Source organism: Streptomyces canarius (assembly GCF_014650735.1).
In the GTDB taxonomy this organism is placed as follows: domain Bacteria; phylum Actinomycetota; class Actinomycetes; order Streptomycetales; family Streptomycetaceae; genus Streptomyces; species Streptomyces olivaceoviridis.
This window is the reverse complement of sequence record NZ_BMVN01000016.1, coordinates 1-15,252: the sequence shown is the minus strand read 5'-3', so window position 1 is coordinate 15,252 and position 15,252 is coordinate 1. Positions and strand designations below refer to the sequence as shown.

The following is a 15,252-nucleotide window of genomic DNA, read 5'->3' as shown; positions in this document are numbered from 1 at the left end:
GGTCAGTTGCCGAGCCACAACGGCAGCGTCGCGGCGGCGATGATCAAGGTGACCCCGCTCATCAGGTCCGAGCGGATCCGGATGAGGCGCGCCGCGGCCCGCCCGAGTTGCAGCCCGACCAACGACAACACTGCCGTCATGCCGCCGAAGACGGCGGCCGAGAACCATGGCGAGAGCCCAAGGACCCCCAGGCTCGCCCCGGCGAGCAAGTTGTCCAGGCTCAGTGTCAACGGGATGCCGAACAACGCCCACGGGTGGTCCAGCTCCTCCGGCTCGGGGTTCCGGAGGGATGAGATGACGAGGTAGAGACCGTACCCGCCGAGCGCGGCCGCGCCCACCACATCGGCGACGCCCCCGACGGCCTCCCCGATCCGGTGACCGATCAGCATCCCGACCAGGGGCATGACCGCGTCCCACAGCCCGAAGGTCAGCGCGACCTGCACCGCGCGCTTCACACCGAAGGGGAGCGTGCCGAGCGCGATCGATACTCGGAGATTGTCGAGACTGAGTACAAAACCCAGGACCACTATTTCCCAGATCATGGCGACTCAGCTGCCGCATGCACCATAATTCTAAAGAATATCTCAGACGGTCCGCGAAATAAACGTGGCAAGCCGTTCTCGGGGGATTTCCTACATTGCTCGCCCGACAGTGGCGGACACTTACACAAGGCTAGCTCATTGAACCTGTTCACCTCATTTTTTGATACAGCCTGCACGCTGTGACACGCGGGTGCGGAGCAGCCGCTCGGACGGCTGCTCCGCACCCGCGGGCTGGTCAGTTGACGGTCAGGGCCGCCGTGTTGTTCGTGAGGTCAGGGTCGAATGTGAAGGGGTACTGGCCGAACTCGCCGTACGGGGGGTGGATGCTCACGGCGCCGGTGGCGCCGGGGACGACGGTGTCGACGCGCACGGAGAAGGCGAAGGTGCGCCGGGTGTTCTCCAGCACCCAGTACGGCATGTCGCAGTCGTAGCGCGGGGCGCCCTTCTGGTTCGGGTAGTAGCCGCCGGAGAGAGTGCGCGGGTAGCAGCCGGACGGTACGCCGGTGACTGTGGTGCCCTGGGGCACGATCAGCCGGACCTCGGCGACCGGGTCGCCGGAGCCGAGGTTGCCGAACCAGGCCGGGCCGTTGTTCTTGAACGTGAGCTCGGCCGTGGCCGTCTGGCCGGCCGCGCCGGAGATCGCGTCACCCGTCACCGAGAAGTCCGCCGCGCTGTCCGCGCCGATCTGGAGGGCCGCGTAGTCGTTCTCGGAGTCGAGGTCCTGGGCGCCGTCGCCCGGCTCGACATCGATGTCGAGCCGCTCCTTCAGCGCGTGCGGGGCGAGTCGCACCGTCAGCGGCTCGGGCAGTTCGAAGGAGTCACCCGGCGCCAGCACCCGGTCGAAGGTGCAGATCGCCTTGTTCGAAGGTGCGTAGTCGTCGCCGTTCGTCGTGGTGTAGGTGCAGGCGTCGTACCGGGTCAGGTCCGTCAGGCCGTACGAGGCGTACAGCTTGACGGTGATCCCGTTCGCGCTCTCGTTGCCCTTGTTGGTGACCTTGAACGGGATCGTCCGCTCGTCGCCGGGCTGACCGTCCTCGATGTCGGCGACGGGGGCGATGACGAGGTCGGGTCCGGTGCCGACGGTGAGGGTGGTGTCGAAACTCTCGTGCGGCGCGGTGAGCGTGCCGTCGGGGCCGCCGGTGGCCGTCGCCTCGTAGGTGATCCTGCCCTGCGCACCGGCTTCCGCGCCGTCGGCCGCGCGTACCGTCAGGAACACCTGGTCCTCGTAGTCGCTTCCGATCGCGGGCACCACGGGGATGTCGCACACCGCGCTCGTGCCGCTCGGCGTGCAGTTGTCCGGCCAGGTCACCTCGGCGACCCCCGCGAGGTCGGAGACGTCGACGGTGAGCTTGCCGTCGGTCACCGTGAAGTTCTCGTTGTCGTGGTAGATGCCGACGCCGAGGGTGCGGGACTGTGGCTGACCGCCGTCGGTGGCGAGCGGCAGCGATTGCTTGTACGGCTCGTTGATCCACAATTGGTCGGTCTGCGGCGGATCGTCGTCGGCGAACGCCGGCGCGGCGAGGCCCGCAGTCAGCAGACCGGCCGCCACCGCGACGGCGGCGCCGGATCTGAGACGTACCGGGCGTCCAGCGGAGAACAGTCTCATTGCTACCCCCAGGGTGTGGGAACGCACTGACGCGCCGGCAGCTCCGACGCGTCAGGATCATGACATGGCAAGTGGGTCGGCCGCGCCCTGGTTTTCCAGCCCCCTTTGGCGGTGTGCGGGGCTGTGCCGACGCTGTGATCGGGGGCAGTCTCTTGACCAGCTTTGTGTCCGGCATGCTGCTCGTGAACCGGCAGATCAGTCAGCACGCTGCCGCGCCGACGGTCGGGCGGCGAGGACGTCCGGGTACCGCCGTGCAGGGCCGGGGCCGGGCGCGTCGGATCCGGCACCTCAAGCGGCGTGCGCCGGGCGGCTCGTGCTGGTGCACCATGCGTCACTGGCGGCCGAAGAACTCCACCTCGGCGATGGCCACCCGGCGGTCCGGCCGGGTGCCGTACGCGGCGTCCACCGTCAGCCGTACCCGCGTCACATCCGCCCCCTGGACCTCGAAGCTCTGCTGGCCGGGTGCGTCGTTGAGACTGAGGTTCTTGGTGGTGTGCTCGCCCCGCGACGAGACGAGGGTGACGGTGATCTCCGACGGCCGGGCCTGGCTGAGGAACTCGTCCGGCTTCGTCGAGATCCCGGAAGTGACCAGCAGTTGCCGCATCCGTACCGGGTGCTCGAAGTCGGCTTCCAGGTACTGACCCGTACCGGAGCCCCGGGCGGCCGGTGCCCAGTAGCGGTTGTTGAAGCCGTCGAAGGCCGCCTGCGCCCGGTGGGCCGACGCCTGGCTGGAGGCGCGCACGTGGACGGGGTGCAGGGGCTTCGGATCGCCGGTGCTGTCCTGCGCGAAGGTGAACAGCTCGGTCAGCTGGGCACGGGCGAGCCATGCCGCGACGACGAGGACGATCAGGAACACCGGCAGTGTCAGTCGCGGCCGGCGCCACACCCGGAGCCTGGGCCGGTCCCCGGCGGCCGGCGGGCGCGGATCGCGGCTCGGCAGGATCCGGCGCCACCACGGCGGCCGGGAAGCCTGGTCGGGTGGCTGCGCGGGGTCGAGCAGGGTCCCGCAGCGTACGCACAACCGCCGTTCGTGTGGATTCTCCGCACGGCAGCTCGGGCAGGGGCGGCCGTGGCGCCGCGGCGGAGCGTCCGGCCGCGGCGGCATCCGGGGCGGCGGGACCGCGGGTGTGCCGGCGTGGTGGGCTGGTGCCTCACCCGGTGGATGGTGCGGCGGGTCGTCGGGCCGCCGCGGGACGACCGCGGGCGGCGCGGCGGGCGGCGTGGCCGGCGGGTGGGCGGGCGGGGGTGGCGCCGCCGCGGCCGCGGTGGGGGCCTCGGGCCCGGACGTCGCGGACGGGGGAGCCTCGGGGGGCCGCGGCGTGGCCGGGCCCGTGGTGGGTGACGGCTCCCCGCCCTGCTCCTGGTCCTCCCACTCCAGGAACGTCTGGCAGGACCCGCAGAAGCGGGTACCGGGCACATTGCGGTGGCCGCAGTCGGGGCAGACCATCACGCGCCCGCCTCCTCCGCCGTCAGGACCTCCACCTCGTACCCCACATGCGCGGGCACCTCGTCGGCCATCAGCTTCTCCAGCCGTGCCCGGGTCGGTGCCAGGGCCCGTGCGTCCGGCAGCCGCAGCCGTACCCGTACCCAGGGCCGTGCCGAACCGGGCAGTGCCGACCCCGGCTCACTGGACCAGGACGTGGCGCCGCTCTCGCTGATCTCCGGTTCGATGCCCGTCTCCGCCCGGATCGCCGCGGCCAGCCCCGCCCGGGTACCCCGCTTCCGGTGCAGGGCCACCGCGCCGGCCACCACGGCGCGGCGCCGGTCGACCGGCCGCTCCCCGTCCACCTCTGCCGCCACCCAGCCCGCCAGCCAGGTCAGCAGGTCCTCGGGCGCGGTGCGCGGATCCAGGTGCGCGGGCAGGTTGTCCAGAGTGAGCAGCACGGGTGCCAGCACCTCGTCCAGCGCGCTCAGGAACCCCGCGACGAAGGGCCGGTCCAGGTAGACCGCGGGCAGCTGGTGCAGCAGGGGGTGCGGTGTCGGCAGTCCGGGAAGTGTTCCGCGCACTCATGCCTCCCTCACCCGCAGCTGGTGTTCATAGCTGAACACCAGTGCGTGACGGTCGAGTTCGATCTTCGTGGAGGCCTCGCCGCGCTCTCCGGTGAGCGGGTCCGCCGGGAACAGCCGTACGTCCTCGACCAGGTCGACGCCGGGCACCCGCTGCAACACCGCGAACACCTCACCGGAGTGCACCGGCCGGCCGAACGGCCAGCCCTTCCCCTCCGGGCCGCCGGACAGCGGGTTGAAGTAGCCGTACAGGGCGGCCAGCGTCGCCTCCCGCAGCCGGTCGGCCGCCACCCCGCGGCCCGGCACCACCGAGGCGACCACGGTGACGCCCTGGTAGTAGGGCGGCTCCACGACCAGCCGGGTGCCGATCGGACGCCGCTCGTCCAGGTACGACGCGATCATCGCCAGGGTGTCCTGAGGGGGGATCAGCTCCTGGAACCGGATCCGGCCCTGCTTGTCTTCGCCACCGGCCGGCACCACCAACAGCCGTACCCCAGACCCTTGTTCGGGCGACTGCCCGCCCTCGGCCGGCCTCGCCGGGACGCACGCCACACGGGCGGCGTCCGGCGCCACCTCACGCGCCAGCAACTCGTAGTCGTGTGGCACCACCGCCCGGTGCAGGGTGCGCAGCGCCATCGGCCCCCGCACCCGCGCGTTCTCCACCGTCTCGCCGTCCACCCCGCCCAGCGCCGGACGGCGGTTCTCCACCCGCGCCACGAACGGCAGCGAACTGCGCAGCACGCGCAGCGCACCCCGGGCCACGTTGCCCCGCCGTCCGCCGCCCGTACGGTAGGACCGCACCCGTACCGGGGCGCCCTTCGGCGGCACCGCGCCGTACAGCCGCAGGGTGCCGTCGGGTTCCCGCACGGCGGGCCCGAAGTCCACCTGGCCCGAGTTGGGGTCCAACGTGATGTGGCGGTCGTAGGGCGTGGAGTGCGCGAAGTCGTCCACCCGCGTCCACTCCACCCAGCCCTGGCCCTCGGCGACCTCCACCACGAACGGCGCCTCGCCGGCCACCACCGGCGGCCGGGCCACCCGGAAGCCCTGCCCCGGCACCCCCTCCGACAGGCCCAGGACCTCAGCCACGACGGTCTCGGCGTGCGCGACCTCCACCGTGCCGCCGATGGTGAACGCGTTCGCCCGGCGGACCGTCGGGGACGCCACATAGGCGGGCTGGTCCGCCGCGGCCTCCACCAGACGGCAGCGCAGCCAGCCGCCGGAGTGCCCCGCCACCACCGAGGCGGTGTGCGCGGCGGGCACATGCAGGATGACCTCCCCGGCCTTGTTGAACCCGCCGGTGTCGTCCTTCTCGACCTCGCACGGTGCCCAGGCGGCGCCGTCCCACGCCTCCCAGACCAGCGGCGGGCGGCGAGGGTCCACACCGACGCCGTCCACCCGGCAGTCCAGGCGCAGTACCACCGCGCAGCGGGGCACCGGTCGGGACAGCCCCATGTAGAGACAGTCCCCGGGGGTGGGCGTGCGACTGAAGCACGGCACGTCGCGGCCGAGGGCCAGCTCCTGCGACCGGTCGGCGGCATTGCCGACGGCCGGCCAGGTGGCGAGCTGGGAGAGCGCGCACGGTACGACCGACAGGTCCCGGCCGGTGGTGAACACCACCGCCTCCTCGGTCTCGGTGCGCACCGTCGCCACCTCGGTTCCGGCCGCGACGCGCACGGTGTCGGGCTGCGGCGCGGACAGCCAGAACGTGGCCTCGGTGCGTGCGGCCGTCGGCGGATACAGCCGCACCCCGATGAGGTCCAGGAAGGCCAGGTAGTTCTTGTCCGGCACCCGGTTCAGCCGGTAGACGAGCTGGTCGACCATGGTGGCGAACGCCTCGATCAGCGTGACACCGGGATCGGAGACGTTGTGGTCGGTCCACTCGGGGCAGCGCTGCTGCACCAGCCGCTTGGCCTCGTCCACCAGCTGCTGGAAGCGCCGGTCGTCCAGGTTGGGACTGGGGAGCGTCATGCGGACCCCTCGTCGTCCGGGATCACGTAGAACGGGAAGACCAGGTTGCGCGGATCGTTGGTGCCCCGCACCGTGTACCCGATGTCGATGTAGAGCACCCCGTCGTCCGCCTCGTCGAACCGTACGGCGACCTCCGCCACCTCGATGCGCGGCTCCCACCGTTCCAGGGCGAGCCGCACCTCGTAGGCCAGCTGTCCGGCCGTGCCGGCATCGGCGGGTGCGAACACGTAGTCGCCGAGCGCGCACCCGAACTCCGGGCGCATCGGCCGCTCACCGGGCGAGGTGGCCAGGATCAGCCGGATCGACTCCTCTATCTCGCGCTCGTCCCGGACCAGTGCGACGCTGCCGGTGGCGTCCGTACGCGGCGGGAACGCCCAGCCCGCGCCGATGAACTGCCGGCCCATGCCTCACCCTCCGATCTGCACGCTCGGGCACCCGGACGTGACCGGCGAGCCGCAGCCCGCCGCATCGCCCACCCGGACGGCCGGCCGGCCGCCGATGAGCACCGTGGAACTGCCGGGCGGGGCGAGGACGCTCGGGGCGTGCGCGGCGGGCGAGGAGCACTGGTGCGCGGTGCCCACCGTGGCCGCGGGCCGCCCGCCGATCAGCACCGTGGGCTCTCCCGGCGGGCCGATCACCCCGGGATGCCCGGTGGGATCGCCGACGCGTGCGGCTGCTGGCATGTGCTGTGCCCCCTGCCTGGTCCTGATCCGTCCGGTGCCGTGCCTGTCCGTGCCGTGGCTGTTCCTGCCATGCCGTTCAATTGATGCGCACCATGGGCGCGTTGACGGTCAGCGTGTTGCCGCCGCGGAGCTCGGTGCGGCTGCTGCCGTTCACCGACACCTGGCCGCCCCGCACCTCCACCGCGCCACCCGTGGACAACCGCACCTCTCCGGTGCCGCCGTCCACCTGGACCCCGGTGCGGGCCGTGAGCTTCACCGAGTCGCCGGTCAGCTCCAGCGTGCCGTTGCCCGCGTCCAGCGCGACGCCGCTGCCCGCCTTGATCGAGACCTGCTCTCTCGCCTCGATCTCCACCGTGCCGTCGCTGTGCACCACGATGGTGGTGCCCCTGCGGTCGAGATTGATCCTCAGCTTGCCGTCGCCCGTCACCAGCCGTACGCCCTGCGGGCCGTTCGCGGCGTCCAGCAGTTCCAGCTTGTTTCCGCCGCGCGAGCCGAACGCGCGCTTGTTGACGGCCCCGCTCGTGGGGTCGACGGCCTCCGCCTCCTGACCGTCCCCCTGGCCGCCCTGGCCTCCGGCCTGTGGCTGTCCGCCCTGCGCCTGCCCTGGCCTGTCCTGGCCGTTGTAGAGCGCGGCGAGCACGTAGGGACGGTCCAGATGACCCTGTTCGAACCCGACCAGCACCTCGTCGCCGACCTCGGGGATGAACGCCTCCCCGCCTCCGGTACCGCCCGACTGCGCGGTCCGCGCCCAGTCGCTCGCGTACTCGTCGGACAGCCACGGGAACCGCACCTTGACCCGACCCAGGCCCTCCGGGTCCTTGGTGTCCGTCACCGTGCCGTTCGCCAGCCCGGAACACCGCGAACCCCCACCGGCGCCGCCCCCCGGGCCGCCGCCGGTCAGCCCGAACAGCGAACGCTCCTGCTGCCCGGAGACCGTCACCCAGGTCTCGTAGCCGCGGACCGGATCGAACACATGCCGAGAGGACGTCACCGTGTACCGGCCCTCGAAGGGCGCGCCCACCCCGGCCAGAGCGACCGCGCCACCCGCCCGCACCTCGGGATTGCCCCGGATCACCGCCTCCAGCTCGGCGAACGACCCCGCGATCCGCGCGGCGAGGGCCTTCGCCGCCTGGTCCACCCGGGCCTGGTTCTCGTACGGCACGTCCGACACCACGAAGTCCGCCTCGCCGAACGGCCGCGCCACCTCGGCCGCCGTCACCCCCAGCTCCAGCGTCGCCGTCCCGCCGGCGTCGGCGCGGCCGACCAGCGGCTGCTTGGCCCGTACGTCCCACCCCCGCACCTCGACCGCCGACACCTGTTCGGCGGCGGACACCCCGGCCCGGCAGCGCAGCAGGTTGTCACCCATCTCCAGGACCAGAGGATCGCGGTCGGCCCGCGCGGACGTGTCCGGAGCGGCACTCGCCCCCGTGGGCCTGACGACGTGCAGCCGACCGTCCGCCACATGGATCTGGGCACCCGCCTCCTCGGCCATCGAGCGCAGGAACTCCCAGTCGCTGACGTTCGGTTGGGCCACGTGCTCCAGCACGGGGCCCGCCACCTCCACCGTGCCCGGTCGCAGCCCCGCCCGCCGCGCCACCCGCACGCAGATGTCGGCGAGCGTCATGTTCTGGTAGCTGGCCACCCGACGGCCGCGGAAGAGACGGTGCGCATCGTCCAGACCCCGCACCACCGTGAACGTGCCCGTGTCATCGATCTCCACCTCCAGCGCCGTCACGCTCCCGGTGAACAGCGGCCGCGGCGACGGACCTCCACCGGCGCCGGCCAGCAGCCGCACCCGGGTGCCGATCCGCACCTGCGCCTGCTCCAGCAGCACCCGACCGGGGTCACGGAAACGCAGCACGAACAGGTCCGGCAACGTGCGGCTGTCGTCCACGTACCCCTCGACCAGGGTGTTCGCCACGGCCGGCGGCAGCGGACGGCCGTCGAACTCCACCACCAGCACCTTGGCGACGCTCTGATTGACCATGACCGGCCTCACCGACCCCCGTCGTGTCCGTCGCCGCCGTCACTGCCGCGCTCCAGTTCGTCCAGCGCGGGCAGCAGCAGCTCGCGCCCCTCGGGCAGGCGCATCGGATCGTCGATCCCGTTCGCCTCCGCGATCGTCCGCCAGGCCGCCGGGTCGCCGTACTCCCGCCAGGCCAGCAACGCCAGCGTGTCGCCGGCGCGCACCCGGTGCACACGACGCGCGTGCAGCGCTCCCGAGGTGGGGTTCTGACCGGGGGTCTCCCCGGTGATCTCCTCCATGGTGACCTGGCACACCGCGCGGATCGGCACCCCCGAGGTGGTGAACAGGGTGTACTTCGCCTGCACCTGGCTGACGTAACCGGGGAAGCCGGTGAGTCCGCCCCAGTGGAAGACCACCCACGGCGGCGAGGCCCGCTGCTGCTGCCGCGTCTCACTCGTCGGCACGCAGCAGGCGAACAGCTTCTCCACGGCGGTCACCACGCTGGTGTCCTGGGTGTCGCTCGCGTCGAAGAACATCTCCACGGTGAGCTTGCTGGGCTGCGGCCCCTGGTACTCGGGCGGCCCCGCGCTCTTCGCCCCCTTCGCCGGAGTCCGCTTCCAGGCCGCCGCCTTGGCCAGCGACAGCTCCTTGGGGTTGAACTGGAAGTCGATCCGTCCGCACGGCGCGCCCGGTGTCAGACTGCCGCCCGGCGGCGGGGTGCGCAGCTCCAGGTACGCGTGCTCCAGCTTGGGCCGGGCCCCGCCACCGCCCCCCTGGGCGGCCCTCGTCCCCGCGCCCGCCGCGCTGAACGCCACCGGCGAACTCACCGCTCAGCCCTCCATCACATAGCCGTGGTGGGCGATCTCGATGGTCTCCGTCGCCACCTTGGGGGACTCCGGGTTGAACGAGGGGCCGGTCCAGCGCACCGGCACCACCTCCAGCAGCCCCCACTGCGCCACCTTGCGGCCGTCGCCGGTACGCGCCTCGATGTGCGCCGTCCTGCGCCTGATGCCGGTGGTCATGCTCGCGAACCACTTGGCCACCTTCTCGGTGTCCCGGGTCAGCGGCCTGGACAGCTTGACGTTCGGGTACTTCAGACGGGTCGGCAGCTGCCACACATGGCCGTTGTTGCCGCCCTCCTCGCGCTGTTCGAGCACCACCTCGCAGCCCAGGCCCTCGCAGGTGTTGAACGAGCCCAGTTCGATGCCGTCCACGGTGACGACGAAGCAGACGCTGACCGCGGGGTCATCGGTCACGGCCATGCCGTACCCCTCCTCTCCGCACTTGTCAGTGCCTGGTGTCGATCAGATGGCCGGCCCGTTCCCGGTCCAGCCGCAGCTCCGCCTTCAGCAGCCGGCTCAGCGGTGCGAACAGGGCGCGGACCAGTGCGTCGTCCACGTTCGGAGCACCGTGCCCGGAGCCGCCGGACGCCGCGCCGTGGGCCTGTTCCCCGGGCCGCTCCTGGGCGGCGGAGGATGCGGGGCCCGAGCTCTCGGGAAGGGGCTCGGGCGACGGCTCGGCGGACGGAGCCGGCGGGCCGGGCGGATCCGGGGGAGGCGGCTCGGAACCGGTTACGTCACGCTGGACGACCCCGGACGACGGGGCGGACGGCATGCGCTGGACGGCTGGGGGGAGCGGCACCGAGGCCGGCCGCGGACCGTACGGCGGCGCGGGACGTGCGGACGACACGGACGGCGGGTGGAACACCACCGAGCCGTCGGCCCTGCGCTGTGCCACCCCTGCGGCGACGGCCACCGCGCCCGCATCCGGCACCGGGCCGGACCCGGGAGGGGACGGTTCCCGTGCGGTCCCGGGCCAGGGACGGGACGGCTCCCGTGCGGCCATGGGCGGGGCAGCGGCCGGCGGAGCGACGGTCCGCTGGGCCGACGGCACCGGAGCAGACCTGGACGGTGTCCCCTCCGCGCGAGCCGGATCCGCTCCCGCTGTCGCCGCCGGACCGTCGTTGGTCCCGGAGGACCACCGCAGCGGTACGACGCGCACCTCGGCCTCGCCCCCGCGGACTTCCGGCGCGCCCTCTTCTCCCGGGGGCGGCACCCGGGAGAAGAGCGGCACCTGCCGCTGCGCGACGAGCGGCACCACCGGCTCCGCCGGGGCCGGTTCGGCGGCCACCGGCGTTCCGGCGGCCGTGGCCCGCTGGATCCGTACGGGCGTGGTGGTGGCGGTGACGGCCGGTTCCGGCTCCCGTGCCGGGCCGGTGTCCGCGGTACGCACGACGAGCGGGTCGTCGGCGAGCAGCGGCCGGGACGGCGGGTCCGGCAGGGCGGCGGCGGGCTCGTCCGGTGCCAGGGGACCACTGGTGCTCGCGGCGGGCCTGCGCTGGGCCGTGGGCGGCAGCTCGGCCAACGGCTCTCCCAGACCCAAGCCGTGCGGGCGTGCGGAGCCCGGCTCCACGGCCCGCTGGACCGGCGGCGACGCGGACGCCGGTGCGGACGGTGCCGGGAGCCCGTCCGTTCGCACACCGGGCCGCGGCCCCTCGACCGGCACACGCGCCAGCTGACGCAGCGGCATGTCCGGGGGCGCGGCCGAGACCAGCGGCGCGGACGTCTCCACCCTGACGCCGCCGCTCGCGTCGTGCGGGGTGGGCGGGCCGTCGAACCCACCCCCGTCCACTGCGCGCTGCAACGGAACGACCGGGAGCCGCATGCCACTCTTCGCCGCCACCGCGCCCCGGGCAGCCGGGGACACCTCACGGCTCACCGTCGGCACCTCTGCGGACGCGCTCGGCGCCGCCAGCCCGTGGCCCAGCCCGGACGGCGCCTGAGGGCTCATCAGATGGCCGAGCGGGCTGAGGAACGACGCGTCCCGCCAGGTGCCCAGGGAACCGCGGAACCCCGCCGGATCCGTCACCAGGGCGGGAGCGCCGACCGTACGCTGGAGTGGCGGCACCTCGCGCCACCCCGGGGCGTGCGCGGGGGGACCGCTCGTCTCCGGTGTGCTCGGCGCCGCGGGGCGCTGCGCACCCTCGCCGCGACCACGCCCACCGGTGAGCCAGGAAATCCATCCCATCGCCGTCACCGCTCGTTCAGGCGGGCGACGTACTCGACGTACCGCAGCCGGTCCGGGTGTTCGAGATCGAGGATCTGGTCGAGGGACCAGTGGAAGTGGTAGGCGAGGTACGCGACTTCCTCATGGATCCGGTCGGCCGCGTACGTCATGATTCCCCCAGGCGACCACCACCGGACAGGTCCACCGCGAAGTTCTCCCGGCACGCGGGGCAGGTGACCGCGGCGCGGGTGTGCCCCTCGGCGTTGATCCGGCGGTAGAAGTCCTGAAGGAAGGCGAGGTCGGAGGCGAACAGGTCCTCGACGACGCCGGGGTGGACGTCCTCGATCGTGCCGAGGCGCACGATCACCCGTGAGATCAGCACCACCGACAGATAGGCGGAGTTCTCCCGGACCCGGTCGTCCCGCAGCGGTACCAGCTCGTCGCGGGCGGTCGCCAGCCGCATGACCCCGCCGCGGTGCACGGTCCCGGACTCGTCCACGTACCCCCGCGGCAGCTCGAAGGGGAACTCGGTACGCAGTGTGTCGGCCGGCCCGCTGCCGTCCGCTTCCGTGCCGGCGGGGGCGGACGCCGTGATCGTACGCCGCATCAGTCGACTTCCACGCTTTCGTAGGTGATCGACAGCTTCTCCGTCAGCACGGAGGTGTCACCCGCCTTGAGCGTGCTGATCTCCAGCGACTTGGGCCATGCGTTGATCAGCTTGTAGCGCTTGATCGGGATGCCCTCGTAGTCGTAGACGATGATCGAGCCGTTGCGGCGGGCGTTGACCATCTTCCCGAACCGCGAATCCTTGATCCACCGCTCGAAGCTGTTGTCCTCCGTCAGACCGCGGGTCACGGTGACCTCACCGGCCTTGGGACGGCCGGGCAACTTCTTGATCGCGTACTTCCCGTCGGCCGTGTTCTGCTTCAACTCGATGACGTCCTGCTCCATCTTCAGACCACTGACCTCGGTGATCTGCTTGATGAGGACGCTGTCGAACTCAAGGCCGAAGGAATGTCCCACGGAACTGTCGAGCTCGGGGAGCGGCATGCAAGCCTCCTAGAATCCGTCCGTCGTGAGGGCCCTCGCAGCACCCACCGTCACTCGTCGATCCCGCCCGACCCCGCTGACAGCTGTGCGAGCCGGAACACCACGAACTCCGCCGGCTTGACCGGGGCCACCCCGACCTCGCAGATGACCTGGCCCGCCTCGATGGACTCCGGAGGGTTGGTCTCGCGGTCGCACTTCACGTAGAAGGCCTCGTCCGGCGTCAGCCCGAAGAGAGCGCCCTTGCGCCACTCGTTGACCAGGAACGCCGAGATGGTGCGCCTGATACGGGCCCACAGCGCGTCGTCGTTCGGTTCGAAGACCACCCACTGGGTGCCCGCCAGAATCGACTCCTCCAGGTAGTTGAAGAGCCGCCGTACGTTGAGATACCGCCACGACGTGTCGTCGGCGAGCGTGCGCGCGCCCCACACCCGGATACCCCGGCCGGGAAACGCACGGATGCAGTTGAGCCCGATGGGGTTCAGAAGGTCGTGCTCGCCCTTGGTGATCTGCGTCTGCAACCCGACCGCGCCGCGCAGCACCTCGTTCGCCGGCGCCTTGTGCACCCCGCGTGTCTCGTCGTTGCGGGCCCAGACACCCGCGACATGCCCGCTCGGCGGCACGAAGGCGTCGCGGCCCACGGCCGGGTCGAACACCTTGATCCACGGGTAGTAGAGCGTGGCGTACTTGGAGTCGAACCCCGCCGTCTCCTCCCGCCAGGTCTTGATCTGACGCGGGCTCAGTCCGGGCGGGGGATCGAGGATGGCGATCCGGTCACCCATCGCCTCGCAGTGGGTGATCAGTCCCCGCTGCACCGAGACGACCGTCTCCAGATCCAGCGCCCCGCGCTGGAACGCGCTCATCAGGTCGGGTGCGGCCACCATCGTGACCTCCTCGACGGCCTCCAGGCCGCCGAACCCGGTGCGCCGGTCGGGGTCGCCGACGTACGCGTCCGCCGACAGCGTGTCGGGCACCGCGACGGCCCCCGCGCCCGGCCCGGCTCCCGGCGCCGCAAGCAGCGTCACGGACTGCGCCTCGGGGCGGGCGGGCGCCGCCCCCTTGCCGGACTCCTCCAGCCGGATGAGCTGCGAGCGGGCCCTGACCTGGGTGGCCACGTTGTCCTTGCTGCGCTTGGTGGTCACGGACGGATACGTCTCGGCGACCACCCCGTCCCGCTTGACGATCAGGGTGAAGACGTCCTGCGGCGGGTCCTCGCCCTCGGGATCGGCGACCTCGACGGTGATCTCCCCCGTGACACCGGGCAACATCTTGACGGCATACGGCCCGAGCTGCGCCGTGGACCCCGCGGCGAACTCCCGCGCCGTTCCCGCACCCGCCTCGTCCCGGTCTCCCTCCGGTTCGCCGATCCGTATGACGTAGCAGATACCGCCGCCGTTGGAGAAGTACCCGTGGACGGAGGAGGCGAGATACGTCCCCTCGACGAAATCACCGAAGACAGTGGTGAACTGCGTCCAGTTGGTGATCAGTGTCGGCTCGTTGAACGGGCCCTTCTGCGCGAACCCGATGAAGGCGGCGACCGAGGTCCCGACCCCCTCGATCGGCCGTGACCCGGATTCCACCTCTTCGACGTAGACACCCGGGGACAGGTACGACGGCATACCACTCTCCTTGACCGGGGAAACGACAGCGATTCTTCCCGGGCGGACGATCCGCGTAGAGGGGCTTTCGGCCGCACCGGCGTACAGATCGCCGTGCCCGAAGGGGCAGCGCACGTCCCTTCCCCATCGGGCAGGCCCCTCTGCCCTCGCCGCTACACCGCGTGTCACGGGCATGCCCGCGGTGAGTCGGCACCCTGAGGAGCATGCCGCGGACGCCACTGCCGCCACCACCGCCGTCCCACCGCCGCCCGGCCGAGCGGGTGACGCGGTGACGCCGGCCCCGCGGAAGGCGTCGCAGGCGGTCCGCCCCGCCCCGCCCCCGCGGCAGGCGGGCACCGCTCCCGCGCCGGACCGGACGCCTCCGCCCGCGCCTCCAGGGCGGGAGATGACCCCCCAGAGTCTGCGGCGTCTCCAGGGTGCGGCCGGCAACGCGGCCGTCTCGCGTCTCGTGGCCCAGCGCTACACGGCCCCGGTGAAGCCGCCGCCGTCACAGGCGCCGGGCATGCGCAGGGTCACCGCCGACATCGCCGCCAAGAAGCAGAAGCTGGCCCAGCACAGACCCGCGACCGCCGAGTCCCGTTCGGCCCAGGACGCGGCGAAGGCCCCGCCCGACGACAAGGAGGCCCAGGGCAAGGCCGCCAACGCGGAGAAGATGAACGCGGCCAAGCCCGGCGAGTTCGACAAGGCGGCCTTCATCGCGGCGGTCAACGAGGCGATCGCCGCGCAGGCCCCCAAGAACCTCGACGAGGCGGACAAGTTCGCCGATTCCGGCAAGGCCGAGAAGGTCAAGGGGGCGGTCGACGGCAAG

The 15,252-nt window shown here is 72.2% G+C and carries 15 protein-coding genes and 1 pseudogene; 1 reads left to right on the top strand and 15 read right to left on the bottom strand.

The window, feature by feature from the left end; genetic code table 11:
* Window positions 1-2: 2 nt before the first annotated feature.
* The 15 genes from IE294_RS22615 to IE294_RS22545 all read right to left on the bottom strand — a co-directional run bounded on the left by IE294_RS22615 (window position 3) and on the right by IE294_RS22545 (window position 14,444).
* Window positions 3-527 (bottom strand): manganese efflux pump MntP, encoded by a 525-nt coding sequence (locus tag IE294_RS22615; protein WP_229917297.1) that lies wholly within the window; start codon window positions 525-527, stop codon window positions 3-5.
* A 250-nt stretch (window positions 528-777) separates the two neighbouring features.
* Window positions 778-2,148 (bottom strand): COG1361 family protein, encoded by a 1,371-nt coding sequence (locus IE294_RS22610; RefSeq protein ID WP_189888913.1) that lies wholly within the window; start codon window positions 2,146-2,148, stop codon window positions 778-780.
* 331 nt (window positions 2,149-2,479) lie between these two features.
* On the bottom strand, window positions 2,480-3,004 hold the full coding sequence (locus IE294_RS22605; RefSeq protein ID WP_189889194.1) for an NADase-type glycan-binding domain-containing protein: 525 nt from the start codon (window positions 3,002-3,004) through the stop codon (window positions 2,480-2,482).
* 590 nt (window positions 3,005-3,594) lie between these two features.
* Window positions 3,595-4,155 carry a phage tail protein gene (locus IE294_RS22600; protein ID WP_189888911.1) on the bottom strand — a complete coding sequence of 187 codons (561 nt, stop codon included), beginning with the start codon at window positions 4,153-4,155 and terminating at the stop codon, window positions 3,595-3,597.
* Window positions 4,156-6,123, bottom strand: coding sequence for a putative baseplate assembly protein (locus IE294_RS22595; protein ID WP_189888909.1), 1,968 nt, complete (start codon window positions 6,121-6,123; stop codon window positions 4,156-4,158).
* Window positions 6,120-6,527, bottom strand: coding sequence for a GPW/gp25 family protein (locus tag IE294_RS22590; protein ID WP_014671033.1), 408 nt, complete (start codon window positions 6,525-6,527; stop codon window positions 6,120-6,122). The genes IE294_RS22595 and IE294_RS22590 overlap by 4 nt, the downstream gene beginning before the upstream one ends.
* 3 nt (window positions 6,528-6,530) lie before the next feature.
* Entirely contained in the window at window positions 6,531-6,806 is a 276-nt protein-coding gene (locus IE294_RS22585; RefSeq protein WP_189888907.1) for a PAAR domain-containing protein, read from the bottom strand.
* A gap of 76 nt (window positions 6,807-6,882) precedes the next feature.
* The gene (locus IE294_RS22580; RefSeq protein WP_189888905.1) at window positions 6,883-8,793 is read right to left on the bottom strand and encodes a VgrG-related protein; all 1,911 of its coding nucleotides are present in this window, start codon (window positions 8,791-8,793) and stop codon (window positions 6,883-6,885) included.
* Window positions 8,794-8,801: 8 nt separating this feature from the next.
* Complete coding sequence (locus tag IE294_RS22575) at window positions 8,802-9,599, bottom strand: CIS tube protein (protein ID WP_189888903.1); 798 nt, start codon at window positions 9,597-9,599, stop codon at window positions 8,802-8,804.
* 3 nt (window positions 9,600-9,602) lie between these two features.
* Window positions 9,603-10,034, bottom strand: coding sequence for a phage tail protein (locus IE294_RS22570; protein ID WP_014671029.1), 432 nt, complete (start codon window positions 10,032-10,034; stop codon window positions 9,603-9,605).
* A gap of 25 nt (window positions 10,035-10,059) precedes the next feature.
* Window positions 10,060-11,679, bottom strand: coding sequence for a hypothetical protein (locus IE294_RS22565; protein WP_229917312.1), 1,620 nt, complete (start codon window positions 11,677-11,679; stop codon window positions 10,060-10,062).
* A 125-nt stretch (window positions 11,680-11,804) separates the two neighbouring features.
* Window positions 11,805-11,948, bottom strand: a complete 144-nt coding sequence (locus IE294_RS22560) for a DUF6760 family protein (protein ID WP_014671027.1) — start codon at window positions 11,946-11,948, stop codon at window positions 11,805-11,807.
* Window positions 11,945-12,385, bottom strand: a complete 441-nt coding sequence (locus IE294_RS22555; RefSeq protein WP_189888899.1) for a hypothetical protein — start codon at window positions 12,383-12,385, stop codon at window positions 11,945-11,947. The genes IE294_RS22560 and IE294_RS22555 overlap by 4 nt, the downstream gene beginning before the upstream one ends.
* Window positions 12,385-12,828: a phage tail protein gene (locus IE294_RS22550; protein WP_189820284.1), complete on the bottom strand. Its 444-nt coding sequence runs from the start codon at window positions 12,826-12,828 to the stop codon at window positions 12,385-12,387. Before IE294_RS22550 ends, IE294_RS22555 begins: the two co-directional genes overlap by 1 nt.
* A 50-nt stretch (window positions 12,829-12,878) precedes the next feature.
* On the bottom strand, window positions 12,879-14,444 hold the full coding sequence (locus IE294_RS22545) for a phage tail sheath family protein (RefSeq protein WP_189888897.1): 1,566 nt from the start codon (window positions 14,442-14,444) through the stop codon (window positions 12,879-12,881).
* Between the two features lie 385 nt (window positions 14,445-14,829).
* Here IE294_RS22545 and IE294_RS22540 point away from each other — a divergent pair.
* Window positions 14,830-15,252 (top strand): annotated as a pseudogene (locus IE294_RS22540) (hypothetical protein); the annotation flags it as partial.

What these genes read in the sequence shown, in the direction of transcription:
- IE294_RS22610 (WP_189888913.1), bottom strand. Translation starts at nt 2,148, where the DNA reads ATGAGACTGTTCTCCGCTGGACGCCCGGTACGTCTCAGATCCGGCGCC.
- IE294_RS22595 (WP_189888909.1), bottom strand. Translation starts at nt 6,123, where the DNA reads ATGACGCTCCCCAGTCCCAACCTGGACGACCGGCGCTTCCAGCAGCTG.
- IE294_RS22590 (WP_014671033.1), bottom strand. Translation starts at nt 6,527, where the DNA reads ATGGGCCGGCAGTTCATCGGCGCGGGCTGGGCGTTCCCGCCGCGTACG.
- IE294_RS22585 (WP_189888907.1), bottom strand. Translation starts at nt 6,806, where the DNA reads ATGCCAGCAGCCGCACGCGTCGGCGATCCCACCGGGCATCCCGGGGTG.
- IE294_RS22580 (WP_189888905.1), bottom strand. Translation starts at nt 8,793, where the DNA reads ATGGTCAATCAGAGCGTCGCCAAGGTGCTGGTGGTGGAGTTCGACGGC.
- IE294_RS22570 (WP_014671029.1), bottom strand. Translation starts at nt 10,034, where the DNA reads ATGGCCGTGACCGATGACCCCGCGGTCAGCGTCTGCTTCGTCGTCACC.
- IE294_RS22560 (WP_014671027.1), bottom strand. Translation starts at nt 11,948, where the DNA reads ATGACGTACGCGGCCGACCGGATCCATGAGGAAGTCGCGTACCTCGCC.
- IE294_RS22555 (WP_189888899.1), bottom strand. Translation starts at nt 12,385, where the DNA reads ATGCGGCGTACGATCACGGCGTCCGCCCCCGCCGGCACGGAAGCGGAC.
- IE294_RS22550 (WP_189820284.1), bottom strand. Translation starts at nt 12,828, where the DNA reads ATGCCGCTCCCCGAGCTCGACAGTTCCGTGGGACATTCCTTCGGCCTT.
- IE294_RS22545 (WP_189888897.1), bottom strand. Translation starts at nt 14,444, where the DNA reads ATGCCGTCGTACCTGTCCCCGGGTGTCTACGTCGAAGAGGTGGAATCC.